This window comes from Insolitispirillum peregrinum, from assembly GCF_900156605.1.
Classification (GTDB): domain Bacteria; phylum Pseudomonadota; class Alphaproteobacteria; order Rhodospirillales; family Rhodospirillaceae; genus Insolitispirillum; species Insolitispirillum peregrinum.
The window spans coordinates 482,975-507,979 of the sequence record NZ_FTOA01000002.1; the positions used below are offsets into that span (position 1 = coordinate 482,975).

General features: G+C 63.1%; 20 protein-coding genes. 16 read left to right on the plus strand and 4 right to left on the minus strand.

Annotated features, from left to right (window positions below):
• Positions 1–121: 121 nt before the first annotated feature.
• Positions 122–1,150 carry a VHL beta domain-containing protein gene (locus tag BW995_RS06190; protein WP_076399300.1) on the plus strand — a complete coding sequence of 343 codons (1,029 nt, stop codon included), beginning with the start codon at positions 122–124 and terminating at the stop codon, positions 1,148–1,150.
• Between the two features lie 323 nt (positions 1,151–1,473).
• Here the strand turns inward: BW995_RS06190 and BW995_RS06195 are convergent, their stop codons facing one another.
• Positions 1,474–2,316: a DNA-binding transcriptional regulator gene (locus BW995_RS06195; protein ID WP_076399301.1), complete on the minus strand. Its 843-nt coding sequence runs from the start codon at positions 2,314–2,316 to the stop codon at positions 1,474–1,476.
• Positions 2,317–2,666: 350 nt separating this feature from the next.
• Here BW995_RS06195 and BW995_RS06200 point away from each other — a divergent pair, with 350 nt between their 5' ends.
• From BW995_RS06200 to BW995_RS06250, 11 genes are all read left to right on the plus strand, one after another.
• Entirely contained in the window at positions 2,667–3,620 is a 954-nt protein-coding gene (locus tag BW995_RS06200) for a 3-carboxyethylcatechol 2,3-dioxygenase (RefSeq protein WP_076399302.1), read from the plus strand.
• 39 nt (positions 3,621–3,659) lie between these two features.
• Positions 3,660–4,859, plus strand: coding sequence for an acyl-CoA dehydrogenase family protein (locus BW995_RS06205; protein ID WP_076399303.1), 1,200 nt, complete (start codon positions 3,660–3,662; stop codon positions 4,857–4,859).
• A 43-nt stretch (positions 4,860–4,902) separates the two neighbouring features.
• Positions 4,903–5,454 (plus strand): flavin reductase family protein, encoded by a 552-nt coding sequence (locus BW995_RS06210; RefSeq protein WP_076399304.1) that lies wholly within the window; start codon positions 4,903–4,905, stop codon positions 5,452–5,454.
• Between the two features lie 38 nt (positions 5,455–5,492).
• Positions 5,493–6,644 carry an ABC transporter substrate-binding protein gene (locus BW995_RS06215; RefSeq protein WP_076399305.1) on the plus strand — a complete coding sequence of 384 codons (1,152 nt, stop codon included), beginning with the start codon at positions 5,493–5,495 and terminating at the stop codon, positions 6,642–6,644.
• The gene (locus BW995_RS06220; RefSeq protein ID WP_076399306.1) at positions 6,641–7,474 is read left to right on the plus strand and encodes a fumarylacetoacetate hydrolase family protein; all 834 of its coding nucleotides are present in this window, start codon (positions 6,641–6,643) and stop codon (positions 7,472–7,474) included. Before BW995_RS06215 ends, BW995_RS06220 begins: the two co-directional genes overlap by 4 nt.
• Before the next feature lie 34 nt (positions 7,475–7,508).
• Complete coding sequence (locus BW995_RS06225; protein WP_076399307.1) at positions 7,509–8,399, plus strand: acetaldehyde dehydrogenase (acetylating); 891 nt, start codon at positions 7,509–7,511, stop codon at positions 8,397–8,399.
• Between the two features lie 47 nt (positions 8,400–8,446).
• Positions 8,447–9,508: a 4-hydroxy-2-oxovalerate aldolase gene (dmpG, locus tag BW995_RS06230; protein WP_076399308.1), complete on the plus strand. Its 1,062-nt coding sequence runs from the start codon at positions 8,447–8,449 to the stop codon at positions 9,506–9,508.
• Between the two features lie 70 nt (positions 9,509–9,578).
• Positions 9,579–10,616, plus strand: a complete 1,038-nt coding sequence (locus tag BW995_RS06235) for a branched-chain amino acid ABC transporter permease (RefSeq protein ID WP_076399309.1) — start codon at positions 9,579–9,581, stop codon at positions 10,614–10,616.
• Positions 10,613–12,472 (plus strand): branched-chain amino acid ABC transporter ATP-binding protein/permease, encoded by a 1,860-nt coding sequence (locus tag BW995_RS06240; RefSeq protein ID WP_084194631.1) that lies wholly within the window; start codon positions 10,613–10,615, stop codon positions 12,470–12,472. The genes BW995_RS06235 and BW995_RS06240 overlap by 4 nt, the downstream gene beginning before the upstream one ends.
• Complete coding sequence (locus tag BW995_RS06245; RefSeq protein WP_076399310.1) at positions 12,469–13,227, plus strand: ABC transporter ATP-binding protein; 759 nt, start codon at positions 12,469–12,471, stop codon at positions 13,225–13,227. Before BW995_RS06240 ends, BW995_RS06245 begins: the two co-directional genes overlap by 4 nt.
• Positions 13,228–13,283: 56 nt before the next feature.
• Positions 13,284–14,174 carry an alpha/beta fold hydrolase gene (locus tag BW995_RS06250; protein WP_076399311.1) on the plus strand — a complete coding sequence of 297 codons (891 nt, stop codon included), beginning with the start codon at positions 13,284–13,286 and terminating at the stop codon, positions 14,172–14,174.
• A 183-nt stretch (positions 14,175–14,357) separates the two neighbouring features.
• On the opposite strand, the gene typA is transcribed toward BW995_RS06250, so the two are convergent.
• Complete coding sequence (typA, locus tag BW995_RS06255; RefSeq protein ID WP_076399312.1) at positions 14,358–16,178, minus strand: translational GTPase TypA; 1,821 nt, start codon at positions 16,176–16,178, stop codon at positions 14,358–14,360.
• Between the two features lie 184 nt (positions 16,179–16,362).
• On the minus strand, positions 16,363–17,355 hold the full coding sequence (locus tag BW995_RS06260; protein ID WP_076399313.1) for an adenosine kinase: 993 nt from the start codon (positions 17,353–17,355) through the stop codon (positions 16,363–16,365).
• Positions 17,356–17,635: 280 nt separating this feature from the next.
• Between BW995_RS06260 and BW995_RS06265 the strand changes: the two genes are divergently transcribed.
• Together BW995_RS06265 and BW995_RS06270 are read left to right on the plus strand one after the other, a co-directional pair.
• Entirely contained in the window at positions 17,636–18,313 is a 678-nt protein-coding gene (locus BW995_RS06265) for an EI24 domain-containing protein (RefSeq protein ID WP_076399314.1), read from the plus strand.
• Between the two features lie 78 nt (positions 18,314–18,391).
• Entirely contained in the window at positions 18,392–18,799 is a 408-nt protein-coding gene (locus BW995_RS06270) for a hypothetical protein (protein WP_076399315.1), read from the plus strand.
• A 403-nt stretch (positions 18,800–19,202) separates the two neighbouring features.
• Here the strand turns inward: BW995_RS06270 and BW995_RS06275 are convergent, their stop codons facing one another.
• Complete coding sequence (locus tag BW995_RS06275) at positions 19,203–21,212, minus strand: protein meaA (RefSeq protein WP_076399316.1); 2,010 nt, start codon at positions 21,210–21,212, stop codon at positions 19,203–19,205.
• A 323-nt stretch (positions 21,213–21,535) separates the two neighbouring features.
• Between BW995_RS06275 and ccrA the strand changes: the two genes are divergently transcribed.
• Together ccrA and BW995_RS06285 are read left to right on the plus strand one after the other, a co-directional pair.
• The gene (ccrA, locus tag BW995_RS06280) at positions 21,536–22,816 is read left to right on the plus strand and encodes a crotonyl-CoA carboxylase/reductase (RefSeq protein WP_076399317.1); all 1,281 of its coding nucleotides are present in this window, start codon (positions 21,536–21,538) and stop codon (positions 22,814–22,816) included.
• 84 nt (positions 22,817–22,900) lie between these two features.
• Entirely contained in the window at positions 22,901–24,562 is a 1,662-nt protein-coding gene (locus tag BW995_RS06285; protein ID WP_076399318.1) for an acyl-CoA dehydrogenase family protein, read from the plus strand.
• Positions 24,563–25,005: the final 443 nt, after the last annotated feature.

A 25,005-nucleotide genomic window follows, 5' to 3' on the forward strand; every position in this document is an offset into this window, starting at 1 on the left:
GGGAAGGGGGCGAAAACGAGTCCATACCAAACGATAGCATAACCCGTCGGGTAACAGAGGGGGATCACCGGAGAGGGGGGTGTGGTATTTATGTGTATCACGTCAAGAAAAGGGGGACAGGATGGTGTGGCTAAGGGCTGTTATTCTGCTGGTCGGGCTGGTGATCTGCGGGCCGGTATGGGCCGAGCGCTCCCCGGCGTCATCGGTGGCGGTGACGGTGGAGTTCGAGAACCCGACGGCGGACCCGGTGGCGCTGCTGTGGGTCGATTTCAACGGCAAGGAAGTGCAATACGCCACCCTTGCCGCTGGTCAGCGCCAGACGCTGAAAAGCTACGCCGGTCATGTCTGGCATCTGCGTTCCGTCCGCGATGGCACCCTGCTGCGGACCTATGTGGTGGATGAGGATCAATCCGGCCCGGTCACGGTGGCGGGAAAAACCGTGCGTCCGGCCCCAACCCCAACCCCTGTGCAGCAGTCGTCTTCCCCACGACGCCATCCGCCGTTCAGCGGACAGGTGTTCGTTGCCAGCGGTGTCCTGACCGAAGACGATCCCAGCGCCCTGCAAGGGCTGTCCTACAGTGGTCGTGAAGAGCGCACGGTCTTTGACCGTCGCACCGGTCGTTCGGATCGGCTGCTGATGCAGGTGTTCCGCGCCGAGTTCCGCGACAGCGGGCCGGTGGATGTGCAGGTCAATTCCGAATTTCCGCCGTCCGAGGCCCGTGCACAGGCCGAGCACTATGCGCGGGTGGTTGGCCAGTTGCCTGCCCTGTTGCGGCGGGACCTGACTTCACTGACCATTCACCGGGGCAACGAGCTGTTCGGCGGCGGCAGTCACAACATCCTGATCCATACCGAACAGGGCGAGGACTATCAGCGGCGCGGGGTGCTGGAGGAAGCCATGTGCCACGAGGCCGCCCATACCTCGCTGGATTCCCACATCTATCCGCTCCCGGCCTGGCGGGCGGCGCAACAGGCCGACCCGACCGCCATCTCGGACTATGCCGCCGAACATCCCGATCGCGAGGATGTGGCCGAGAGCTTCTGCCTCTATTACGGCCTGCGCTTTCACCCGGAACGGCTGGATGTCGACGTGCGGGAATCGATCGAAGCGGCGATTCCCAACCGTATCCGGGTGTTTGATGGTCTGTAATCAGGGCTGTGAGCCTTAAACATGAACCCACGGGCCACGACAAACAGAAAACAGGGTCATGGAGCGCTGCTCCAAACCTCGCTGGGACCAGTCGGCCCCAGACCCCATTCCTTTGATCATAAAAGAAAAATGGGGGTTTGGGGCCTCAGGCCCCGAGCAGGTTCGGGCGGCAGACCGCTCTTTAGAGCATTTTCAAGTTGACCGTCTCCGGTCAACGGCCCGGAAAATGCGGCACTCAAAGGGAAGAGCGTTTTCGCTCGGTGTGAAAACGCTCTAAACCCTCCTGTCGTGTTCTGTGAGCGTCAGATTGAACGCTCACAGATCTAGGTGTCGGGCGTCTGACTGGCCAGCCAGCTGTGCAACAGGCGGGGCTGGTTGGCGAGTTGGCGCTCGATTTTGTCGATGGCGGCGCGCATGGCGGGCAGATAGCGTTCGACTGCCTCGGGGATGCTCATTGCCTGCCTGATGAACACCACATTGATCGATGCCAGAATGGTGTTCTGGTGGCGGACCGGCAGGGCCAGCGCCGAGATTTTCAGTTGTTCGGTCCATTCGCCGTCATTGCTGGCATAGCCCTGTCGCTGCACCCGTTCCAGCATGGCGTCGATGGCCGGGCGCTGGCTGCGCACAAAGGATGCCTGCGGGCCGCTGCCACCGGCGATCAGCGCGAGAATCTGTTGCCGTTCGTCCTCGCTGCATCCGGCCAGATAGGCCCGCCCGGCGGCGGTGAACAGCACCGGCATCCGCTGGCGGATCATGGCGCGGTGAAAGGACAGCGGGCTGAACCGGTGGGTGGTCTCGCGCACCAGCATGGTGTCACCATCAATGGTACACAGGTCCGACGGCCACACCAGTTGCTGCAACAGCTCGCCCAGCACCGGCGCGGCCAGTTCGGAAATCCACTCATCATCGGTAAAGCCGTCGCTCAGCTGACGGACTTTCTGGTTCAGGCGGTAACTGTCGTCGGACCGGCTGCGGCGGACATAGCCCTCGGCCTGCAGGGTTTCCAGCAGGCGCCGGACGGTGGTCCGGTGCAAGCCGGTGGCGGTGCTGAGTTCGGCAATGGTGGCACAGCCGTTCGCCGTCCGGTTGATCGCTTGCAGCAGGCCAAGACCCCGGCTGAGGCCCTGAACGAAACGGTACGGGCTGTCGCGGTGCTCGGGCATGGTCAGGCCTCCTCGAAACCTTTTTATAACGCTACGGCATTGTACTTTAAGCAAATACGTCGTCGCAGATGAGATCATCTGCTCGGGATTTGCTCTACCGTGCACAATGTGCACAGTTTGGAAAATAGAGTTCTGCCTGTTTCGCTTTTTCCCTAAGATACATTCACCAACAAGGAAAAATGAATAAACAGGGAAGAAACAAACAATGTCCAACACCTCTGCCATAAGACCCGGAATGCCGGGCCGGTAAACAAAATTCTCCTGACACTGCGGTTTTTCTGAAACGAAGGCAGCATTCCCGCGCCCTTCGCACGGGATGACTTTGCCTGAAACCTGTCCAGGATTCTTTCATGACGATCAAGCTGAAATGCCTGTCGCATACGCCGTTGCGCGGGCTGAATGATCCCGGTGCGGATGTTGTCCGGGACGTGGACGCCGTGCTGGCACAGAGCCGGGCCGAAGTCGAAGCCTTTGATCCCGAGCTGATCATCATCTTCGCCCCCGACCATTACAACGGCCTGTTCTATGACCTGATGCCGCCGTTCGTGATTGCCACGGCGGCGGAGTCGGTGGGCGATTACCAGACGATGACCGGTTCGCTGTCGGTGCCAGCCGGGACGGCGCTGGAACTGGCGCGCTTCATTCTGGCCGACGATATCGATATTGCCCTGTCGCACCGCTTGCAGGTCGATCATGGCTGTACCCAGACGCTGGAAGAACTGACCGGCAGCCTCAGCCGCTATCCGGTGATTCCGATCATCATCAATTCGGTGGCTCCGCCCTTTTGCCCCTACCGCCGCATTCGCAAGCTGGGTGATGCCGTCGGACGTTTCGCCGCCGGTCTGAACAAGCGGGTGCTGATTCTGGGCACCGGTGGCCTGTCGCACGAGCCTCCGGTACCGCTGTTGCACGGAGCACCGGACGAGATCGCCAGTTTCCTGATTGCCGGGCGCAATCCGACGCCGGAATTCCGTGCCGCCCGTCAGGCGCGCACCATTGCGGCGGGCAAGATCTACGGCACGCAGGAGTGCCCGCTGACCCCGCTGAATCCTGACTGGGATCAGGCGTTCATCGACCTGCTGGTCAACGCCGATCTGGCGCAGGTTGACCAGTTTGACATCGAGGAAATCTCGCGCGAGGCCGGACGGTCAACGCACGAAATCCGCACCTGGGTTGCCGCCTTTGCCGCTCTGGCCGCTGCCGGACCCTATCGCGCCCGTCAGGACTATTACCGCCCGATTTCGGAATGGATTGCCGGGTACGGCGTGCTGAGTGCCGAGCCACGGGCAACGGCTGCCGAGTAACCCGTCCCGAGCGCCTGTTTTCAAGGAAATGCAGACATCATGACCCACATTGCTTCTACCACCCTTGTCCCCACCGAAGCCGAACTGGTCGAACGCGCCCGTGCCATGATCCCGTGGCTGCGCGAACGGGCCGATCAGACCGAAAAGGACCGGATGGTCCCGGCGGAAACGATCGCCGCGTTTCAGGAGGCGGGCTTTTTCAAGATCCTCCAGCCCCGCCGCTGGGGCGGCTATGAAATGCACCCCAACGTGCTGAACCGCGTGCTGATGGAACTGGGACGGGGCTGCCCGTCCAGCGCCTGGAACGTGATGGTGCTGGGGGTCCACCCGTTCGAAGTCGGCCTGCTCGACCCGCAGAGCGGCGACGAGCTGTGGGGCGATGATCCGTCGCTGCTGGTGTCGTCGTCCTACGCGCCATTCGGCTCGGTGACGGCGGTGGAGGGCGGCTATCTGCTGAATGGCCAGTGGCTGACCTCCAGCGGTTGCGACCATGCACAGGGCGGGGCCTTTGTCGGGGCCCGGCTGTTCGACAAGGATGGCAAGCTGATCGATTACAAGGCCTTTTGGGTCGAAGCGAAAGACTTCACCATCGAAGACGACTGGCATGTGGTCGGGCTGGCCGGGACCGGCAGCAAAAAGCTGATCCTGAAGACGGTGTTCGTGCCGGAACACCGGACCCACAGCATCATTGCCTACGGCGAGGCCAGCCACGGCCACCTGCCGTCGCTGTACAAGATGCCGTTCCTGTACGTGTTCTATGCGGCGGTGTCGTCGGTGATTGTCGGCATGGCCCGCGGGATGGAAGACCTCTACATCGAGCACATGAAGCCGCGCACCAACATTTCGCAGGCGGTCGGGGCGGCAACGCAGAACCCGTTCGTCAAGGGGCGGCTGGGAGAGGCCGAGGCAAAGATCACCGCCGCCGCCGCCCGCGTCCTGCTGAACACCGACGAGGCGTGGAGCTTTGTCACGCGCGGCGAACTGGTGCCGCTGGATGTGCGGGTGCGTCATTTCGCCACCAACATGTTCACCGGTGGCGAGTGTTTCGAGGCCGCCCACATGATCTTCAAAAAGACCGCCACCCGCGGGGTATGGCTCAACAATCCGATGCAGCGCCAGATGCGCGACATTCTGGTCGGCGCCAATCACATCACCCAGAACCAGGATGACATCGGGGACCAGTTGGGGGCCTTCCTGCTGGGGACGCCGCTGCCGCCGGGCAACCAGTTCGGCACCTGAGTCCTCCGCCGCTCCCCTTTCCGCATTTCCCAAAGGATGGGCCATGAACAGCCAGATCAACCAGCTTCTGGAATGGAGTCCGAACGACCGTCTGGCCTCGCTGCCGACGGTCAGCGCGCAGGACCACAAATACGGCATGCGGCATTTTGCCGTTGGTGTCTCGATCATCACCACCCGCGACGGCGACCAGCGCACTGGCCTGACCGCCACCGCCGTCTGTTCGGTGACGGCCGAACCGCCCCGGCTGGTGGTGTTTGTCAACAAGGCGGTGGCGGCCGATCAGGGCATCCTGTCCAGCGGGGCGCTGTGCGTCAACGTGCTGGCTGCCGAACAGGAACAGGTGGCCAAGGTGTTCGCCGGCATGGTTGAGGGTGTCCATGGCGAGGAGCGTTTCCAGCACGGCCAGTGGAGCAGCCTTGCCACCGGCGCGCCGACCCTGGACGGGGCGCTGGCCAATTTCGATTGCCGGGTGGTGAAGGTGTTCGATGAAAGCACCCACCACGCCTTTCTGTGCGAGGTGCTGGCCACCCGCGAACGCACCGATGGCGAGGCGCTGATTTACCTCAACGGAGCGTTCCGAACGATCGCTCAATAACGCCGTCCATAAAAAACACATCGACTGGGGAAACATCCATGCACATTTCTTTTCTCGGGAAGGGCGTTCTGCCCGGCCTGACCGCGCTGGCGTTGCTGGCCGGACTGTCACCGGCGCAGGCCGACATTACCGTTGGCGTGATGGCGTCGCTGACCGGTCCGGCGGCGGCGCTGGGCGCTGAAACCCGCAAGGCGGTGGCGCTGTTCCCGACCGAGGTGAACGGCGAGAAGGTTCGCTTTGTGGTGATGGACGACGCCACCGACCCGACCAACGCCGTTAAAAACGTCCGCAAGCTGATCAGCGAAGACAAGGTGGATGCCCTGTTGGGGCCGAACCTGATCAGTACGGCGGTGGCGATGGCCGACGTTGCCAACGACGAAGCGGTGCCGATGGTGTCGGTGGCCCCGCTGGATGTCGAGGGCGACAAGCGCCGTTTCATTTTCCGCAGCGAGCCGAGTGCTGACCTGATGGTACAGCGGCTGGTGTGGGACATGGAAACGCGCGGCATCCACAAGGTGGCCTTTATCGGCTTTGCCGATTCATGGGGCGAGCTGCTGCTGAAGGCCCTGACCAAAGCAGGCAAGGACAAGATCGAGATTGTTGCGACCGAACGCTATGGGCGGGCCGACCCCAGCGTGCAAGCCCAGGTGTTGAAGGTGGTCAGCAGCAAGCCCGACGCGGTGTTCATCGGCGCGTCGGGCACCCCTGCCGCCATGCCGCAGATCACTCTGCGCGAGCGTGGCTACAAAGGACTGATTTATCAGTCGCACGGCGTGACCAGCAAAGACTTCCTGCGTGTTGGCGGTAAGGCGGTCGAAGGCGCGGTGGTGCCGGTCGGGCCGGTGCTGGTGGCGGAACAGTTGCCCGCCAGCCATCCGACCAAGGCGACCAGCGAGGCGTTCGTCAAGGCGTTCGAGCAGCAGAACGGCACCGACAGCCGCTCGACCTTTGCCGGGGCATCGTGGGATGCCTGGCTGCTGTTGCAGGAAGGGCTGAAGGGGGCTTTGGCGCAGAAAGCCAAACCGGGGACGGTCGAGTTCAGAACGGCTGTTCGTGACCAGATCGAAAAGACCCGGTTGGTGGGCAGCAACGGCGTTTACACCCTCTCGGCCACCGACCATGCGGGCTATGACCCCGAAGCGATCGTGCTGGTTACGGTCAACAACGGTCAGTGGAGTCTGCTGCAATGAGTGACATCCTGACCGCTTCGCTGACCCCGACGCAAGCCGCTGCCGCACTGGCGCAGGCCGGACAGACAGGTCATCCGGTTGCGCCGTTGCGCGACCGGATGGCTGACCTCTCTGCCTCTGCCGCCTATGCCATTCAGGAGATCAACACCCGCGCCGCGTTGGCGGTCGGGCGGCGGCTGGTCGGGCGGAAAATCGGCCTGACCTCGCTGGCGGTGCAGGCCCAGTTGGGGGTGGATCAACCGGACTTCGGGATGCTGTTTGCCGACATGGCGGTCGGTGACGGCGAAATGATCCCGGCGGGTCGCCTGATCCAGCCGAAGGTCGAAGCCGAGGTGGCGCTGGTGATCGGGCGCGACCTGACCCGCGAGCGCCATACCTACCTCGACTTGATCGCCGCCACCGACTGCCTGCTGCCTGCCATCGAGGTGGTGGATAGCCGGATTGCCGGATGGAACATCCGCTTTTTCGACACGGTGGCAGACAATGCCTCCAGCGGTCTGTTCGTGCTGGGCAGCCAGCCCCGGCTGCTGCGCGAGGTCGATCTGGCGGGCTGCCGGATGGAAATGCGCCACAGCGGCACCGGCCCGTCACCGGCTGAGGCGGCGGCAGGGGTGGCGGTGGTGTCCCGTGGCTCGGGGCGGGCCTGTCTGGGCAATCCGCTGAACGCCGCCGTGTGGCTGGCCGACACCATGGTGCGCTGTGGTCGGCCCCTGTTGGCCGGGGATGTGATCCTCAGCGGTGCCCTGGGGCCGATGGTCAGCGTCGAGGGCAGTGCCTGCTTCGAAGCCGAGATCAGCGGCCTAGGCAGCGTCTGCGCCCTGTTCGCCTGAGCCTTCCCCCTCTTTTCACGACAGAGACAGGTTGATGACAAGCAACAAGATCAAGTGTGCCCTGATCGGGCCGGGCAATATCGGGACCGACCTGCTGGCTAAACTCCAGCGTAGTCCGTTGTTGGAACCGGTGTGGATGGTCGGGATTGACCCGTCTTCCGACGGGCTGGCCAAGGCGCGGGCGATGGGCCTGAAGACCACCGCCGAGGGGGTGGACGGCCTGCTGCCGCATGTGCAGGCTGACGGCATCCGTATCGCCTTTGATGCCACCTCGGCCTATGTCCACGCCGAAAACAGCCGCAAGCTGACGGCGTTGGGGGTGATGATGATCGACCTGACCCCGGCGGCGATCGGGCCGTTCTGTGTGCCGCCGGTGAACCTGCGCGAGCATCTGGGACGGGGTGAAATGAACGTCAACATGGTGACCTGTGGCGGACAGGCGACGATCCCGATGATCGCCGCCATCTCCCGGGTTCAGCCGGTGGCCTATGGCGAGATCGTGGCGGCGATCAGCTCGCGCAGTGCCGGACCGGGCACCCGCCGGAACATTGACGAGTTTACCCGCACCACTGCCCGCGCCATCGAGGAGGTCGGCGGGGCGCGCAAGGGTAAGGCGATCATCATCATCAATCCGGCCGAACCGCCGCTGATCATGCGCGACACGGTTCATTGCCTGACCGAAACGGCCCCCGACCGCGAGGCAATCACCGCCTCGGTGCAGCAGATGGTGGCCGAGGTGCAGACCTACGTTCCCGGCTATCGACTGGTCAACGGGCCGGTGTTCGACGGCAACCGGGTGTCGCTGTTCCTCGAAGTCGAAGGACTGGGGGACTACCTGCCGAAATACGCCGGCAATCTCGACATCATGACCGCCGCCGCCGCCCGCACCGCCGAGCTGTTCGCCGCGCAGGTTGCCTGCGTGTGAAACCGCTCTGGTTACAACAGCAAGAACATTCGACGGGAGAACGACCCATGAGCACCCTGCGCGGAAGCAAAATCACCCTCCACGACATGACCCTGCGCGACGGCATGCACCCCAAGCGCCACCAGATGAGTCTGGAGCAGATGGCCGACATTGCCTGTGGTCTCGATCAGGCGGGAGTGCCGCTGATCGAAGTCACCCATGGTGATGGTCTGGGCGGATCGTCGGTCAACTACGGCTTTCCGGCCCACAGCGACGAAGACTATCTGAAAACGGTGATCCCCCGCATGACCCGGGCCAAGGTGTCGGCACTGCTGCTGCCGGGGATCGGGACGGTGGACCATCTGCAAATGGCCCACGAGCTGGGCGTTCACACCATCCGGGTTGCCACCCATTGCACCGAAGCCGATGTGTCGGAGCAGCACATCAGCATGGCTCGCCGTCTGGAGATGGATACCGTCGGCTTTCTGATGATGGCCCACATGGCCAGCCCGGAAAAGCTGGTGGAGCAGGCCCTGCTGATGGAAGGCTATGGGGCCAACTGCGTCTATGTCACCGACTCGGCGGGCTACATGCTGCCCGAGGATGTCACCGCCCGCCTGACGGCGGTGCGGGCGGCGCTGAAGCCGGAGACCGAACTGGGTTTCCACGGCCATCACAATCTGGCGATGGGGGTGGCCAACTCGATTGCCGCCATCCGGGCCGGGGCAACCCGGATTGATGCCGCCGCCGCCGGTCTGGGCGCCGGGGCCGGGAATACCCCGATGGAGGTGCTGGTGGCGGTCTGTGACCGGATGGGCATCGTCACCGGCGTTGATACCTTTGCCATCTGCGATGTGGCCGAAGACCGGGTGGTGCCGATCATGGACCATCCGATCCGCATTGACCGCGATTCCCTGACTCTGGGCTATGCCGGGGTGTACTCGTCGTTCCTGCTGTTCGCCAAGCGGGCCGAACAGAAGTACGGCGTTCCGGCGCGGGAAATTCTGGTCGAACTGGGACGGCGCGGGATGGTCGGCGGTCAGGAAGACATGATCGAAGACACCGCCCTGACCCTTGCCCGCCAGCGTGAGGCCCGCCAGTGCGAAGCCCGGCAGGGCGCGGTCGCCTGAAGGCGATCGGTGAAACACAGGCCGGGGGCGACAGGCTTCCGGCCTCGCAGGTGTTGGCAGGAGGCCCGCAATGGACCCGAGTATCATGCTGTTCCTGGCACAGGACGGCATCACCAACGGGGCGATTTACACCATTCTGGCGCTGGCGCTGGTGATGGTGTTTGCCGTGACCCGGATCATTTTCATTCCCCAGGGTGAATTCCTCGCCTGGGGGGCGTTGAGCATGGCTACCGTCGAGGCCGGGCATGTTCCCGGCACCCTGTGGGTGTTGCTGCTGGCGGGCGGACTGGTGTTCGTGCTGGACTTGTGGAGCCAGCGCCAGCGGCGCGACCGGCGGGCCTTGCTGCGGTCGGCAGGATGGAATGTCGCCTACCCGCTGGTGCTGGCCGGGCTGCTGTCGCTGTTGCCACTGGCGGCGTTGCCGCAGGCGGTGCAGGCCCTGCTGGTGATGCTGGTGGTGGTGCCGCTGGGGCCGATGCTGTACCGGCTGGCCTTTCAGCCGCTGGCCGAAGCATCGGTGCTGGTGCTGCTGATCGTTGCCGTATCGATTCATTTCCTGCTGGTCGGGGTGGGCCTGTTGATCTTCGGGCCGGAAGGATCACGCACCCAGCCGTTCAGTGAGGCGCAACTGGAGCTGGGCAGCCTGCTGGTCGGTGGTCATACGCTGGTGGTGATGGCCGCTTCGCTGCTGCTGATCGGTGGATTGTACCTGTTCTTTGGCCGCTCGTTGTATGGCAAGGCCCTGCGCGCGACGGCGGTCAATCGCAATGGCGCCCGCCTGATGGGCATTTCTCCGGCGCTGGCTGGGCGGTTGACCTTTCTGCTGGCGGCGCTGATCGGGGTGATGGCCGGGCTGATGTTCGCCCCGTTGTCCACCGTTTATTACGATAGCGGTTTTCTGGTCGGCCTGAAGGGCTTTGTGGCGGCGATCATTGGCGGTCTGGGCAGCTATCCGCTCGCGGCTGGCGGGGCGTTGCTGGTTGGTCTGCTGGAATCCTTTTCCTCGTTCTGGGCCAGCGCCTTCAAGGATGTGCTGGTGTTTACCCTGATCCTGCCGGTGCTGATGGCCCGGTCGATCCTTTCTCATGGTGTGGAGGACGATGAATGAGTGGCGCGCCGGTATCATCAACCTCCTCTCGTCCTGCCGGGCGTGGGGTGAGCTGGGGGCTGTTGCGTCCGCAGACCCTGCTGGTGCTGTTCCTGCTGGCCGTGCTGCTGGCACCGCTGGTGCTGTCGGACTTCACCGTCACCCTGCTGAACTATGTCGGCCTGTCGGCGCTGGTGGCTCTGGGGCTGGTGCTGCTGACCGGGATTGGCGGGCTGACCTCGTTCGGGCAGGCGGCATTTGTCGGGCTGGGGGCCTATACCACGGCGGTGCTGACCGCCGGGACCGACCTGCCACCCGCGCTGGCGATGCTGGCCGGATCGCCGTGGCTGGCCCTGCTGGTTGGCCTGCTGCTGACCTCGGTGGTGGCGATTGTCCTTGGCTCGGTGACCTTGCGGCTGTCGGGGCATTACCTGCCGCTGGGAACGATGGCGTGGGGAATCAGCCTGTATTTCCTGTTCGGTACCACCGAGATGCTGGGGGGCCATTCCGGCCTGTCCGGCATTCCGCCGCTGGAGCTGTTCGGCTTTCCGCTGACCGAGTCCCGCCACTATTACTATGTGGTGTGGCTGGTGGTGCTGGTGGCGGTCCTGACCTCGCGCAACCTGCTGGATTCCCGCGAAGGCCGGGCCATCCGTGCCCTGAAGGGCGGGCGGGTGATGGCCGAGGCGATGGGCATCGACACCGGGCGGGCGCGGATGATCATCTTTGTGATTGCCGCCCTGCATGCCTGCACCGCTGGCTGGCTGTACGCTCACCTGCAACGCTTCGTCAATCCGACGCCGTTCGGCCTGCATATCGGCATTGAATATCTGTTCATGGCGGTGGTCGGCGGGGCCGGGCACGTCTGGGGGGCCTTGCTGGGGGCGGGAGTCATTACCCTGCTGAAACAATGGTTGCAGGACATCCTGCCGCGCCTGTTCGGCAGTGCGGGCAATTACGAAGTAATCGTCTTTGGCCTGCTGATGGTGCTGATGCTGCAACGGGCGCGCGATGGCCTGTGGCCGCTGCTGGCCCGGCTGGTGCCGGTGCGGCAGGAGGTCAAGGTGATTGACCCGCAGGCCGCCCCGCTGCCGCGCAAGGACCAGCCACCGCATGGCGAGGTGATCTTGCAGGCGCGTGAGGTGACCCGTCGCTTTGGCGGGCTGGTCGCCAACAACGCGATGAGTCTGGAGGTGCGGGCCGGGGAAATCCTCGCCCTGATCGGCCCCAACGGAGCCGGGAAAAGCACCATGTTCAACCAGTTGTCGGGGGTCGATACCCCGACCTCGGGCGAGATCCTGTTCCGTGGGCGGGCGATTGCCGGTCTGGGGGCGCGGCGGATTGCGGCGCTGGGCATGAGCCGGACCTTTCAGCACGTCAAGGTGCTGTCACGGATGAGCGTGCTGGAGAACGTGGCGCTGGGCGCTCATCGGCGCGGCCAGCGCGGTGTCCTGTCCGCCGCCTGGCGTCTGGAGCGGGCGGAGGAAGCCCGTCTGCTGCGCGATGCCGCCGCTCAGGTCGAGCGGGTCGGTCTGGGCGAGGTGATGCATGACGAGGCGGGCAGTCTGGCTCTGGGGCAGCAGCGGTTGCTGGAAATCGCCCGCGCCCTGTGTTCGGACCCCTGCCTGTTGCTGCTCGACGAGCCTGCCGCCGGCTTGCGGCTGAAGGAAAAACAGGCGCTGGCCGCCTTGCTGACCCGTCTGCGGGCCGAAGGCATGGCGGTGTTGCTGGTCGAACATGACATGGACTTCGTGATGGGTCTGGTGGATCGGGTGGTGGTGATGGAATTCGGCCAGAAAATCGCCGAAGGCCTGCCAGAAGACATCCAGAGCAATCCGGCGGTCCTTGAAGCCTATCTGGGAGGCGTTGAGGCATGACTATCCCCACTCCGGTTTTACAGGTTGAAGATCTGGCGGTGTGTTATGGCAAGGTCGAGGCGGTCAGCGGCGTTTCCCTGACCGTCCCCCCGGCCAGCATCGTGACGGTGATCGGTCCCAACGGGGCGGGCAAGACCACCACCCTGTCGGCGCTGATGGGGCTGTTGCCGGTGCGGGCCGGAACGATCCGGGTCGATGGTCAGCCGGTGGGCACGCCCGAGGTCAGCCAGATGGTTGATCACGGTATCGCGCTGGTACCGGAATCGCGTGAACTGTTCGGCTCGATGAGCATCGAGGACAATCTGGTGCTGGGGGCCTTTCACCGCCACCGGCAGGGCGCCCGTGACAGCCGCCAGACGATGGAGCAGGTCTATGACCTGTTCCCCCGTCTGCGCGAGCGGCGCACGCAGGCGGCAGGCACCCTGTCCGGCGGCGAGCGCCAGATGCTGGCGGTTGGGCGGGCGCTGATGGCCAAGCCGCGTTTGCTGATGCTCGACGAGCCAAGCCTTGGTCTGGCGCCGCTGATCGTCCGCGACATTTTCCGCATCCTTGTTGATCTGCGGCAGGCCGGGATTGCCATTCTGCTGGTGGAACAAAACGCCCGTGCGGCCTTGCAGGTCGCCGACCATGGCTATGTGCTGGAAAACGGCACAGTGCGGATGGATGGCCCGGCGGAAACCCTGCGCCATGATCCCAGAGTGATCGAAAGCTACCTCGGCCTGAACAGCAAGCACCAGCAGATGCTCGCCAGTTGAGGGCGGGCACCTCGACCGTAGACCTGCCCCATGATTGATGAAAAGGACGTTTCCTGATGAGCTGTGATCCGACGACACTGACCGAGAGCGCCACCAGTGCCTATGCCGATATTGCCGAAGGCGATCTGCGTTTGCGCCTGCATTACAACGATACCGGTGCCGGGTCTTCTGGCGAGACGGTGGTGATGCTGCATGGCTCCGGGCCGGGGGCCAGTGGCTGGGCCAACTTCAGCCGCAATATCGAGCCGCTGGCCGCTGCGGGCTATCGGGTGATCCTGATGGATTGCCCCGGCTGGAGCAAAAGCGACCCGATTGTCTGCACCGGCTCGCGTTCGGAACTGAATGCGCGGGCGCTGAAGGGCCTGTTGGATTGTCTCGGGCTGGAAACGGTCCACATCATCGGCAATTCGATGGGGGGCCACAGTGCGGTGGCCTTTGCCCTCGCCTGGCCGCAGCGGGTGGGCAAGCTGGTGATGATGGGCGGCGGCACCGGCGGCCCCAGCCTGTTCCAGCCGATGCCGCTGGAAGGCATCAAGCTGTTGCAGGCGGTCTATCGGGACCCGACGGTCGAAGCCCTGAAGAAAATGCTCAATGTGTTCATGTTCGATGCCAGCAAGTTGACCGACGAGCTGATCCAGACCCGGCTGGAGGCGATGCTGGACCGCCGCGACCATCTGGACAACTTCGTCAAGAGTCTGGCCGCCAATCCACGGCAGTTCCCCGATGTCAGCCCGCGTCTGGGGGAAATCAAGGCTCCGGCGCTGGTGATCTGGGGGCGGGATGACCGCTTTGTGCCGCTGGATGTCGGCTTGCGCCTGCTGTGGGGGATGCAGAACGCCGAGCTGCACGTCTTTAACCGCTGTGGTCACTGGGCACAGTGGGAACATGCCGACAAGTTCAATGCGATGGTGATTGATTTCCTGCGGCGCGATGAAACGCTGGCGTAACGGTAAGAAGATCGTGGAGCGCTGCTCCACACCTCACCGGGGCCTTGAGGCCCCGGACCCCACTTTTTGATCTTGAAAGAAAAATGGGGGTTTGGGGGTAGCGTCGTTTCCCCTCTTGCCACAAAACAAAAACAGGGTGCCCCACCGGAGCACCCTGTTTTGTTGCGAGAAAGGTCTGAAACCTTATTCGCTGACCGACCGCGCGGCGCGCTTGCGGTCATGCGGGTCGAGGTAACGCTTGCGCAGACGGATGGTCTGCGGGGTCACTTCCACCAGCTCGTCGTCCTGAATGTACGACAGGGCTTCTTCCAGGGTCATGCGACGGATCGGCGGCAGCTTGACCGCGTCATCCTTGCCCGAAGCACGCATGTTGGTGAGCTGCTTGCCCTTCAACACGTTGACTTCGAGGTCGTTGCCGCGGGTGTGTTCCCCGACGATCATGCCTTCGTAGACCTTGGTGTTGTGTTCAACGAACTGCGGACCACGGTCCAGCAGGTTGAACAGCGCGTAAGCCACCGCATCGCCGGTGCCGTTCGAGATCAGCACACCCTGACGACGGCCTTCGATGGCGCCACGATACGGGCCATAGCTGTGGAACAGGCGGTTCATGATGCCGGTGCCACGGGTGTCGGTCAGGAATTCCGAGTGGTAGCCGATCAGGCCGCGCGACGGAGCGAGGAAGGTGATGCGCACCTTGCCGCCGCCCGACGGACGCATGTCGGTCATTTCGGCCTTGCGCAGGCTGAGCTTTTCCACCACCGAGCCGGAGAACTCTTCGTCGACGTCCACCACGACTTCTTCCAGCGGTTCGCAACGCTGGCCGTTTTCGTCGGTGGTGAACAGCACGCGCGGACGCGAGATCGACAGTTCGAACCCTTCGCGGCGCATGGTTTCGATCAGCACGCCCAGCTGCAGTTCGCCACGACCGGCGACTTCAAAGGCGTCCTTGTCTTCGCTTTCGGTGATGCGAATGGCAACGTTGCCTTCGGCTTCGCGTTCCAGACGGGCCTTGATGACGCGCGAGGTCAGCTTGTCGCCTTCGGTGCCCGCCAGCGGGCTGTCGTTGACGGTGAAGGTCATCGCCAGCGTCGGCGGGTCAATGGCCTGGGCGGCCAGAGCTTCGCTGACGTCCGGGGCGCAAATGGTGTCGGCGACGTTGGCCTTGGCCAGACCGGCGATGGCGATGATGTCGCCCGCTTCGGCTTCGTCCACCGGCACGCGCTGCAGGCCACGGAAGGCCAGCAGCTTGGAGGCGCGGCCCTGTTCGATCAACTGGCCATCGCGCGACAGCGCCTTGATCGCCATGTTGACCTTGGCGCGGCCGGTCGCGATACGGCCGGTCAGGATGCGGCCCAGATACGGGTCGGCTTCCAGCGTGGTGGCCAGCATCGAGAACGAGGCGTCGAGGTCGCGCTTCGGTGCCGGGACGTGGCGCAGGATCAGTTCGAACAGCGGACGCAGGTCGGTGCCCGGAGCCTGCTCCAGATCTTCGACGGCCCAGCCATCACGACCGACAGCGAACAGGGTCGGGAAGTCGAGCTGTTCGTCGCTGGCGTCCAGCGAGCTGAACAGGTCGAACACTTCGTCGTGGACTTCGTGCGGACGGGCGTCCTGACGGTCAACCTTGTTGATCAGAACGATCGGACGCAGGCCGAGCTTCAGGGCCTTGGACAGCACGAACTTGGTCTGCGGCAGCGGACCTTCGGCGGAGTCGCACAGCAACACCACGCCATCGACCATCGACAGGATGCGTTCGACTTCACCGCCGAAGTCGGCGTGGCCCGGGGTGTCAACGATGTTGATCCGGTGGCCTTCCCATTCGACCGAGGTGCACTTCGCCAGAATGGTGATGCCACGCTCGCGTTCCAGGTCATTGCTGTCCATGGCGCGGTCAGCGACGCGCTGGTTGTCGCGGAAGGTGCCAGATTGCTTGAGCATGGCGTCCACCAGGGTGGTTTTGCCATGGTCGACGTGCGCGATGATCGCGATATTGCGGAGATCCATGTGAGTTCCAAAGTTAACGAAAGCCGGACAAACGACAGGCTCGGCAAATCTGCCCCCATTGGAAAGTGGGAGGAGCAGATTTGCCGGGCCTGTCGTTCAATACTGTCGCACCCCCGAGGCGCACCCCCGAGGCGCATCCCGTCAGGGGGTGCAGGGCGCTTGTCCAAAGCACGATGGCGGCAGTTTACACTGCCATTGCCTCGAGAACCAGCGTCTTCAGCGAAACAGCCGGACGTGGACCAACATGGCTGATCACCTCGGCGGCGCACAGGTTGCCCAGACGGGCACAGTCGAGCAGCGATTGCCCCTGTGTCAGCCCGTGCAGAAAGCCTGCGGCAAACAGGTCACCGGCCCCGGTGGTATCGACCACGGTAACGCTGGTGCGGATCGGGACTGTGAGGATTTCCTTGGCAGTAACCACCTGACAGCCATCGGCCCCACGGGTCAGGGCGGCGATGGCGACCGTACCGCGAATGGCCTGAACGGCCTGTTCAAAAGGGGCGTCAAACAGGGCACAGATTTCGGCCTCGTTGGCGAACAGGATATCGACGAAACCGGCGACCAGCTCCTGAAATTCTTCGTGGTGACGGCGCACGCACAGCGAATCGGACAGTGACAGGGCTACCTGACGGCCTGCTTCCTTGGCGGCGCAGATCGCCTGCATGATGGCGTCCTTGGCTTCGGGCTCGTCCCACAGATAGCCTTCGACGTACAGAACCTTGCTGTCGACGATGATCGATTCGTCGATATCGGCCGGGGTCAGGCGGGTACAGGCCCCGAGGTAGGTCGACATGGTGCGGTCGGCATCCGGCGTGATCAGCACCATGCAGCGGGCGGTGGCCGGACCATCGACGGCGGGGGGAGTCTCATAGTGCACCCCGATGGCGGTGATGTCGTGGCGGAACACCGTGCCCAGCGTGTCATCGGCGACCTTGCCGATGAAGGCGGCGGTGCTGCCCAGCGACGCCAGTCCGGCGACGGTGTTGGCGGCCGAGCCACCGGAGGCTTCGACGGCTGGCCCCATCTGGTCGTACAAGGCATCGGCCTGGGCCTCATCAATCAGCACCATCCGCCCCTTGGGCAGCGAACGGGCCGCGAGAAACGCGTCGTCAGCCGAGGCCAGAATGTCGACAATGGCGTTCCCGATGGCAACGACATCATAGCGGGTTGCGGTCATCCAGACGTCCTTATTCCGGTAAAATAGGCTTATTCCGGCAAGATGGGCTTGTCCCGGCGGAGGCGGGCTGCATGGGGGCAATGGAACCGAAAGGCTGATGGTAAATAGGAGTTGTAAAAAGAAAAGAGAAAATGACAGTCAGTTGCTGTGAATAATTAAGTATATATCCGCATAAAGAGCATTTTTCCGCAACCTGTCTTGCCGCTTCCCCCTTGGCGATACCAGTGGCCTCTCTTAGGTTAAGGTACCCTTCCGCCTTGTCCTGTTCAGGAGAGTTGTTGTGATCCGAGCCTTTGCCCTTGCTGTTGGACAACTGGGCGATCCCAAAATCAGGCGTATCATCATGATCTCGCTGCTGGCAACGATCATTGTCTATGCGGTGCTGTGCGGTGGCGCGGCGTGGCTGATGTTCGGCACCACGCTGCTGAACGGTTTGCCGCTGTGGGAAAGCATTCTCGACTGGGGAGCCATCGTGCTGGTGCCGGTGGTGGCATGGTTGCTGTTTCCGGCGGTGATTACCGGTATCCTCGGCGTGTTCCTTGAGGATGTGGTAAAAGCGGTCGAAGCCCGCCATTATCCCGACCTGCCGCCGGGCCGGGATATCCCCCTGGCCGAAAGCCTGATCGGGTCGGTGCGGCTGGTGCTGGCATCGGTGGCGCTCAACCTGTTGATGCTGCCGTTGCTGCTGTTTCCGCTGGTCGGGCAGGCGGCCTTTGTGGCCCTGAACGGCTATCTGATCAGCCGGGAATATTTCGAACTCGTCGGCCTGCGGCGGCAACCGACCGCATCGGTGCGCACTATCCGGCGGGCTCATCTGGGGTCGATCTGGACCATGGGTATCCTGACCGCCTTGATTCTGTTGATCCCGGTGGTGAATATTCTGGCACCGGTCCTTGGGGTGGCGGCGATGACCCATCGTGCCCACAGGCTGCCGCAACGCCCGCTGTTGTCGGCGTAACGGTGTTCGCCTGCGTCTTTTGGCGCATCCTGCAGATCGTATCCATCACACATCGTGTCCATCAAGGGAGTTCCGGGAATGACCATTGCCGCATATCGTCCGTTCGAGGCCTTCGGACAACGTTCCGGTCGGGTTGTGATGGCCTTGCTGAGTGTGGCTGCCCTGGGGGTGGGCCTCAGCGGCTGTGCGGGGGTGGACGGAACCGCGATGCGGGGCGGCAATCGCGGTGGCGTGCCATCGGTGACCGATATCAAGGGGCATACCCCGGCAGATGTGCGGGACCGGTTGGGGGCCCCGACGCTCACCCGTCGCGAACCCCCGGCTGAGGTCTGGCAATACAGCGCCCAAAGCTGTGTGCTGGATGTGGTGTTTTATCCGCCGCGCGATAACCCGAATAACGGCTTGCGCGCCGATTGGGTTGGCAGCCGCGGCCTTGACGGCAACCCCGGTGATCCGGCGGCCTGCCTGAGGGATGTGTCGCGTTAGAGCAGTGAGCGCAAAAGTGGGAACCGTACACGACAGTTAGGGAACAAGGACGTGGAGCGCTGCTCCACACCTCGCTGGGGCCTTGAGGCCCCAGGCCCCATTCCTTTGATCATAAAAGAAAAAATGGGGGCCCGGGGCATCGCCCCCAAGTGAATGGTCGGGGCCTCAGGCCCCGAAAGGGGTTGGGCGATAGCCCATTCTTTTCCACCAACTGTCGTGTACTGTGAAGAGTGGGAACCGTTTTTCACACACTGTTTGAAACCACAGCCCCCATTCCTGTGTCGCCAAAGGAATGGGGGCGTGCTCTTCCCGGCACCGACCAGGGGACATTCTTGCAGATGTCGGGAAAAGCGGGAACGTCGCGGCCAACGGCGTTCCCGTTCGGGTCTGGCGGCAGGGCGCGCTATGCCGCGATCTTCTGCTCTTCCAGCAAGGTGACGATGTCGTTCATGATGGCGGTCAGATCGTAGTCCTTGGGGGTGTAGACGCGGGCCACGCCGCCAGCCTTCAGCAGGGCTTCGTCTTCGGGCGGAATGATGCCGCCGACCACCACCGGAATGTCGGTCAGACCGGCGGCGCGCATCCGTTCCATCACTTCGGTGACCAGCGGAATATGCGAGCCGGACAGGATTGACAGGCCGACGACGTGGACGCTTTCTTCCAGCGCGGCGTTGACGATCTGGGCCGGGGTCAGGCGGATGCCTTCATAGACCACTTCCATCCCGGCATCGCGGGCACGCACCGCCACCTGCTCCGCACCATTGGAATGGCCATCCAGACCCGGCTTGCCGACCAGCATCTTTACCCGACGGCCCAGCTTGCCGGACACGTCTTCGACGCGGGCGCGCACCGCTGCCATGCCGCCGGTCGAATCGGCACTGGCCGCCCGTCCAACCCCGGTCGGAGCACGGTATTCGCCGTACACCTGCCGCAGGATGTCCGACCATTCACCGGTGGTGACACCGGCATGGGCGCAGGCGATCGACGGCTCCATCACGTTGCGGCCTTCCTGCACGGCAGAGCGCAGCTCGGCGAGGGCCTTTTCGGCGGCCTTGGAGTCGCGCTGTTCCCGCCACGCCTTCAGGGCGTCGATCTGTTCCTGTTCGGCTTTCGGGTCAACGGTCATGATCGCCCCATCGCCGGCGGTCAGCGGTGACGGGGCGCCCTCGGAGAACTTGTTCACCCCGACCACCGTCTGTTCGCCCGATTCGATCGCCCGCAAACGGCGGCTGTTCGATTCGACCAGCTTCTGCTTCATGTAGCTCGATTCGATGGCCGCCACCGCCCCGCCCATGCCGTCAAGGCGGGCCAGTTCATCGCGGGCCTGATCCTTCAGCTCTTCGACCTTGCGGGCGATTTCGGTCGAGCCGTCGAAAATGTCGCCGTATTCCAGCAGGTCAGTTTCGTAGGCGACGATCTGTTGCAGGCGCAGTGACCACTGCTGATCCCACGGGCGCGGCAGGCCGAGGGCTTCGTTCCACGCGGGCAACTGCACGGCGCGGGCGCGGGCGTTCTTTGACAGGGTGACCGCCAGCATTTCCAGCAGGATGCGGTAAACGTTGTTTTCCGGCTGCTGTTCGGTCAGGCCCAGGCTGTTGACCTGCACGCCATAGCGGAAGCGGCGGTACTTTTCTTCTTCAACGCCATAGCGTTCGCGGCAGATTTCATCCCATAGCTCGCCAAAGGCGCGCATCTTGCACAGTTCGGTGACGAATCGGACGCCAGCGTTGACGAAGAACGAGATGCGGCCGACCACGGTCGGAAAATCCGACTCCGGCACTTGGCCTCCGGCCTTGACGGTATCGAGAACGGCAATCGCGGTGGCCAGCGCATAGGCCAGTTCCTGTTCGGCGGTCGCCCCGGCTTCCTGCAGGTGGTACGAGCAGACATTCATCGGGTTCCATTTGGGGATTTCCCGATAGGTGAACGAAATCACGTCGTTGATCAGGCGCAGCGACGGCTCGGGCGGGAAGATGTAGGTGCCGCGCGACAGGTATTCCTTGATCACGTCGTTCTGGGTGGTGCCGGACAGCGAGGAGCGGGCCGCGCCCTGCTTTTCCGCTGCGGCAACATACAGCGACAGCAGCCAGGCCGCCGGGGCGTTGATGGTCATCGAGGTATTCATCTTGTCGAGGGGAATGCCCTCGAACAGGGCGCTCATGTCGCCCAGATGGCACACCGGAACCCCCACTTTACCGACCTCGCCGCGGGCCAGCACATGATCGGAGTCGTAGCCGGTCTGGGTCGGCAGGTCAAAGGCCACCGACAGCCCGGTCTGCCCGCGCGAAAGATTCGTGCGGAAAAGGCGATTCGTGTCCCTGGCCGACGAATGCCCGGAATAGGTCCGGAACAGCCAGGGCTTATCGCGGTTTTGCGGGGCGGAGGACGGTGCGGCGGCGGGCGAATCAGACATCGGGGGCTCCCTCACAAGGCAACGGGCGGGGTGGTGACGCCCGCAGGTTCATTCTGTTCGTGAGACACAATATTACCTATTGCGTCTCCTTTGCGAAAGAATTTATCATTTTGTGCATTGCGAAGGAAGCCGCAAAACGGTAAACCGGAAAAACAGTCACCGTCGGGAATGATGATCAGGCCCCACCGGCCCCACGACAGACAGGTCGTTGTTTCCGTCCACAAGAGCCGGCCCTGAATGCCGCCGCAATTCAGTCAACCATTGCCCCGTCCCCCCGTGCAACAGACACCATCGGGGCAGGCAAGCAGAATAGGGAGACCGCCATGACCGAAGCCGCCGAGGTCGTCCAGCTCCATCCGGGACAGCAAGTCAAGGATCTCTATGAGCTGGGTGAGATCCCGCCGCTGGGCCATGTGCCAAAGAAGATGTACGCCTGGGCCATCCGCCGCGAGCGGCAGGGGAATCCCGAGCAGTCCTTCCAGCAGGAAGTCGTCGATGTGCCGGAACTGGACTCGCACGAAGTGCTGGTGATGGTGATGGCCGCCGGGGTCAACTACAACGGAGTGTGGGCCGGTCTCGGCAAGCCCATCTCGGTGTTCGACGTGCACAAGCAGGACTACCACATCGCTGGTTCTGACGCCTCGGGCATCGTGTGGAAGGTCGGCGCGAAGGTCACCCGCTGGAAGGTTGGCGACGAAGTGGTCGTCCACTGCAACCAGACCGACGGCGAAGACGAAGAGTGCAATGGCGGCGACCCGATGTTCTCGCCCAGTCAGCGCATCTGGGGCTATGAAACCCCCGACGGCTCGTTCGCCCAGTTCACCCGCGTCCAGTCGCAGCAGTGCATGCCGCGTCCCAAGCACCTGACCTGGGAAGAAGCCTCGTGCTACACGCTGGTGCTGGCCACCGCCTATCGCATGCTGTTCGGGCATCGTCCGCACATCATCCGCCCCGGCCACAACGTGCTGGTGTGGGGGGCGTCGGGTGGTCTGGGGTCGATGGCGGTGCAGCTGTGCGCCACCGTCGGCGCCAACGCCATCGGGGTGATCTCGGACGAAACCAAGCGCGACTTCGTGATGAGCCTGGGGGCCAAGGCGGTGCTGAACCGCAAGGACTTCAACTGCTGGGGCCAGCTGCCGCCGGTCAACGGCGAAGGCTTTGATGCCTACATGAAGGAAACCCGCAAGTTCGGGAAAGCCATCTGGGACATCACCGGCAAGGGCAAGGACGTCGATATCGTCTTTGAACATCCGGGTGAACAGACCTTCCCGGTGTCCTGCAACGTCGTCAAGCGCGGCGGGATGGTGGTGTTCTGCGCCGGGACCACCGGCTTTAACCTGACCTTTGACGCCCGCTTTGTGTGGATGCGGCAAAAGCGCATTCAGGGCAGCCACTTTGCCCACGCCAAGGAATCCAATCAGGCCAACCAGCTGGTGGTCGAGCGCCGGATTGATCCGTGCATGTCCGAAGTGTTCTCTTGGGATGACATTCCCAAGGCCCACACCAAGATGCTGCGCAACCAGCACAAGCCGGGCAACATGGCCGTGATGGTGCAGGCAGTGAAGCCGGGTCGCCGGACCCTGGAAGACTGCCTGCACGGCTGATTGCCTCGCCTGTTTCGCGCTTCCCCGGTTCAGACCGGGGGAGCGCGTGAGGACCCTTTCTTATTTTCTTGCGGAGACCGCACCATGTCCGCGATGGGCAAGCCCCTGATCCTTTCCGACCTGCTTCACACCTGCGAACGCGCCCTTGAACTGGCGCGCGACGTGCGGATCACGTTGCACAAGGCCGTCACGGCCCGCGTTGCCCCGGGCGGCAAAGTGGATGGCGCGCTGTTTGAGGAAAACCAGCACTCCGCCCATGGCTATGCATGGTATGCGACCTATGTCGCTGCTCTGGAACAAATGCTGGAATGGGGCAAGCGGCTGGAGGCTGCTGGTCGTTTCGGCGAACTGGAACAGTTGATCCTGCAGGCGGCCTATTCCGAATACCTGCACCAGATTTACGGCGGCATCCCGATGAGCCAGGGCGAATACATTCGTCTGGCCGATTTCGGCATCGAGGTGCGTCAGCGCCAGTTGATGCAGTCGCCCTATACCACCCTGCTGCGCGAGCACGGCTTTACCGCCGCCTGCAAAAAGCGCATCTCGGAACTGGTGGCTGATGGCCATTTTGGCGATCTCGGCATGGATGACGAGACGCTGGACATGATCCGCGACCAGTTCCGCAAGTTTGCCGAAGATCAGGTGGTGCCCTATGCCCACGAATGGCATCTGAAAGACGAGCTGATCCCGTTGTCGGTCGTCGAACAGATGGCCGAAATGGGTGTCTTTGGCCTGACCATCCCGGAAGAATACGGCGGGCTGGGCATGGGCAAGATGGCGATGTGCGTCGTCACCGAGGAATTGTCGCGTGCCTATATCGGCGTCGGGTCGCTGGGTACCCGTTCGGAAATCGCTGGCGAGCTGATCCGTCTGGGTGGCACCGAAGAGCAGAAGCAGCACTACCTGCCGAAGATCGCCTCGGGCGAAATCCTGCCGACGGCGGTGTTTACCGAACCGAATACCGGCTCTGATCTGGCCTCGCTGCGTACCCGTGCGGTACTGGATGGCGATACCTATACCGTCACCGGCAACAAGACCTGGATCACCCACGCCAGCCGGTCCGACATGATGACCCTGCTGACCCGTACCAACCCCGATGAAAAGGGTTACAAGGGTCTGTCGATGCTGCTGGCCGAAAAGCCGCGTGGGGAAGAGGGCAATCCGTTCCCGGCTCAGGGCATGGAGGGCGGTGAAATCCATGTGCTCGGCTATCGTGGCATGAAGGAATATGAACTGTCGTTCGACGGTTTCAAGGTTCCGGCAGCCAACCTGCTGGGCGGGGTCGAAGGTCAGGGTTTCAAGCAGTTGATGGAAACCTTTGAATCGGCCCGCATCCAGACCGCCGCCCGTGCGGTGGGGGTGGCGCAGAACGCGCTGGAAATCGGCCTGCGCTATGCTCAGGAACGGGTCCAGTTCGGCAAGCAACTGTTTGCCTTCCCGCGCGTTCACCAAAAGGTGGCGTGGTCGGTGGTCGAAACGATGATTGCCCGCCAGCTGACCTACTTTGCCGGTCGTGAAAAGGACGCCGATATCCGGTGCGATATCGAAGCCGGGATGGCCAAGCTGCTGGCCGCTCGCGTGGCGTGGAGCAATGCCGACAACGCCCTGCAAATCCACGGCGGCAATGGTTACGCCGAGGAATACCAGATCAGCCGCGTGCTGTGCGACTCGCGCATTCTCAACATCTTTGAAGGCGCTGCCGAAATTCAGGCGCAGGTGGTCGCGCGCGGGTTGCTGACGCGCTAGAGCCGTGAGCGCAAAAGTGGGAACCGCTTTTGCGCATCATCACTGCGGCACTACAAAAGACTGGAGTTGTGAGCGCGGTTCACATCACGGTAGACGACAGTTGGGAGACAATAATGGGCTACCGCCCATACCCGTTCGGGAGCGATGCTCCCAAGCCTCCATTTTTTCTTTGATTGTTAATGGAATGGGGTCTGGGGCCTAAAGGCCCCAGCGAGGTTTGGAGCAGCGCTCCATGATCCTGTTTTCTGTTTGTCGTGTATCGTGAGTTCATGTTCAAGGCTCACAAATCCAAGTCAACAACGTGTTTGCTGAAGTTGAAGTGTACGAACTTCGGGCCTCCGCCTTCCTGAGTCACGGCAGGGGGGACGCATCGGCAAGGCCCGAGCCATCATCCAGCCTGTTGATCGGCTGTCGATGAGAAAGAGAGCGGTGACTGTGCCAGC

Excerpts from the sequence above, each read along its gene's own strand:
- BW995_RS06205 (WP_076399303.1), top strand. The coding sequence starts at position 3,660 with ATGACCCACATTGCTTCTACCACCCTTGTCCCCACCGAAGCCGAACTG.
- BW995_RS06250 (WP_076399311.1), top strand. The coding sequence starts at position 13,284 with ATGAGCTGTGATCCGACGACACTGACCGAGAGCGCCACCAGTGCCTAT.
- BW995_RS06190 (WP_076399300.1), top strand. The coding sequence starts at position 122 with ATGGTGTGGCTAAGGGCTGTTATTCTGCTGGTCGGGCTGGTGATCTGC.
- BW995_RS06245 (WP_076399310.1), top strand. The coding sequence starts at position 12,469 with ATGACTATCCCCACTCCGGTTTTACAGGTTGAAGATCTGGCGGTGTGT.
- BW995_RS06195 (WP_076399301.1), bottom strand. The coding sequence starts at position 2,316 with ATGCCCGAGCACCGCGACAGCCCGTACCGTTTCGTTCAGGGCCTCAGC.
- typA (WP_076399312.1), bottom strand. The coding sequence starts at position 16,178 with ATGGATCTCCGCAATATCGCGATCATCGCGCACGTCGACCATGGCAAA.
- BW995_RS06285 (WP_076399318.1), top strand. The coding sequence starts at position 22,901 with ATGTCCGCGATGGGCAAGCCCCTGATCCTTTCCGACCTGCTTCACACC.
- ccrA (WP_076399317.1), top strand. The coding sequence starts at position 21,536 with ATGACCGAAGCCGCCGAGGTCGTCCAGCTCCATCCGGGACAGCAAGTC.
- BW995_RS06220 (WP_076399306.1), top strand. The coding sequence starts at position 6,641 with ATGAGTGACATCCTGACCGCTTCGCTGACCCCGACGCAAGCCGCTGCC.
- BW995_RS06260 (WP_076399313.1), bottom strand. The coding sequence starts at position 17,355 with ATGACCGCAACCCGCTATGATGTCGTTGCCATCGGGAACGCCATTGTC.
- BW995_RS06215 (WP_076399305.1), top strand. The coding sequence starts at position 5,493 with ATGCACATTTCTTTTCTCGGGAAGGGCGTTCTGCCCGGCCTGACCGCG.
- BW995_RS06270 (WP_076399315.1), top strand. The coding sequence starts at position 18,392 with ATGACCATTGCCGCATATCGTCCGTTCGAGGCCTTCGGACAACGTTCC.
- BW995_RS06240 (WP_084194631.1), top strand. The coding sequence starts at position 10,613 with ATGAGTGGCGCGCCGGTATCATCAACCTCCTCTCGTCCTGCCGGGCGT.
- BW995_RS06235 (WP_076399309.1), top strand. The coding sequence starts at position 9,579 with ATGGACCCGAGTATCATGCTGTTCCTGGCACAGGACGGCATCACCAAC.
- BW995_RS06210 (WP_076399304.1), top strand. The coding sequence starts at position 4,903 with ATGAACAGCCAGATCAACCAGCTTCTGGAATGGAGTCCGAACGACCGT.
- BW995_RS06275 (WP_076399316.1), bottom strand. The coding sequence starts at position 21,212 with ATGTCTGATTCGCCCGCCGCCGCACCGTCCTCCGCCCCGCAAAACCGC.
- BW995_RS06225 (WP_076399307.1), top strand. The coding sequence starts at position 7,509 with ATGACAAGCAACAAGATCAAGTGTGCCCTGATCGGGCCGGGCAATATC.
- BW995_RS06200 (WP_076399302.1), top strand. The coding sequence starts at position 2,667 with ATGACGATCAAGCTGAAATGCCTGTCGCATACGCCGTTGCGCGGGCTG.
- dmpG (WP_076399308.1), top strand. The coding sequence starts at position 8,447 with ATGAGCACCCTGCGCGGAAGCAAAATCACCCTCCACGACATGACCCTG.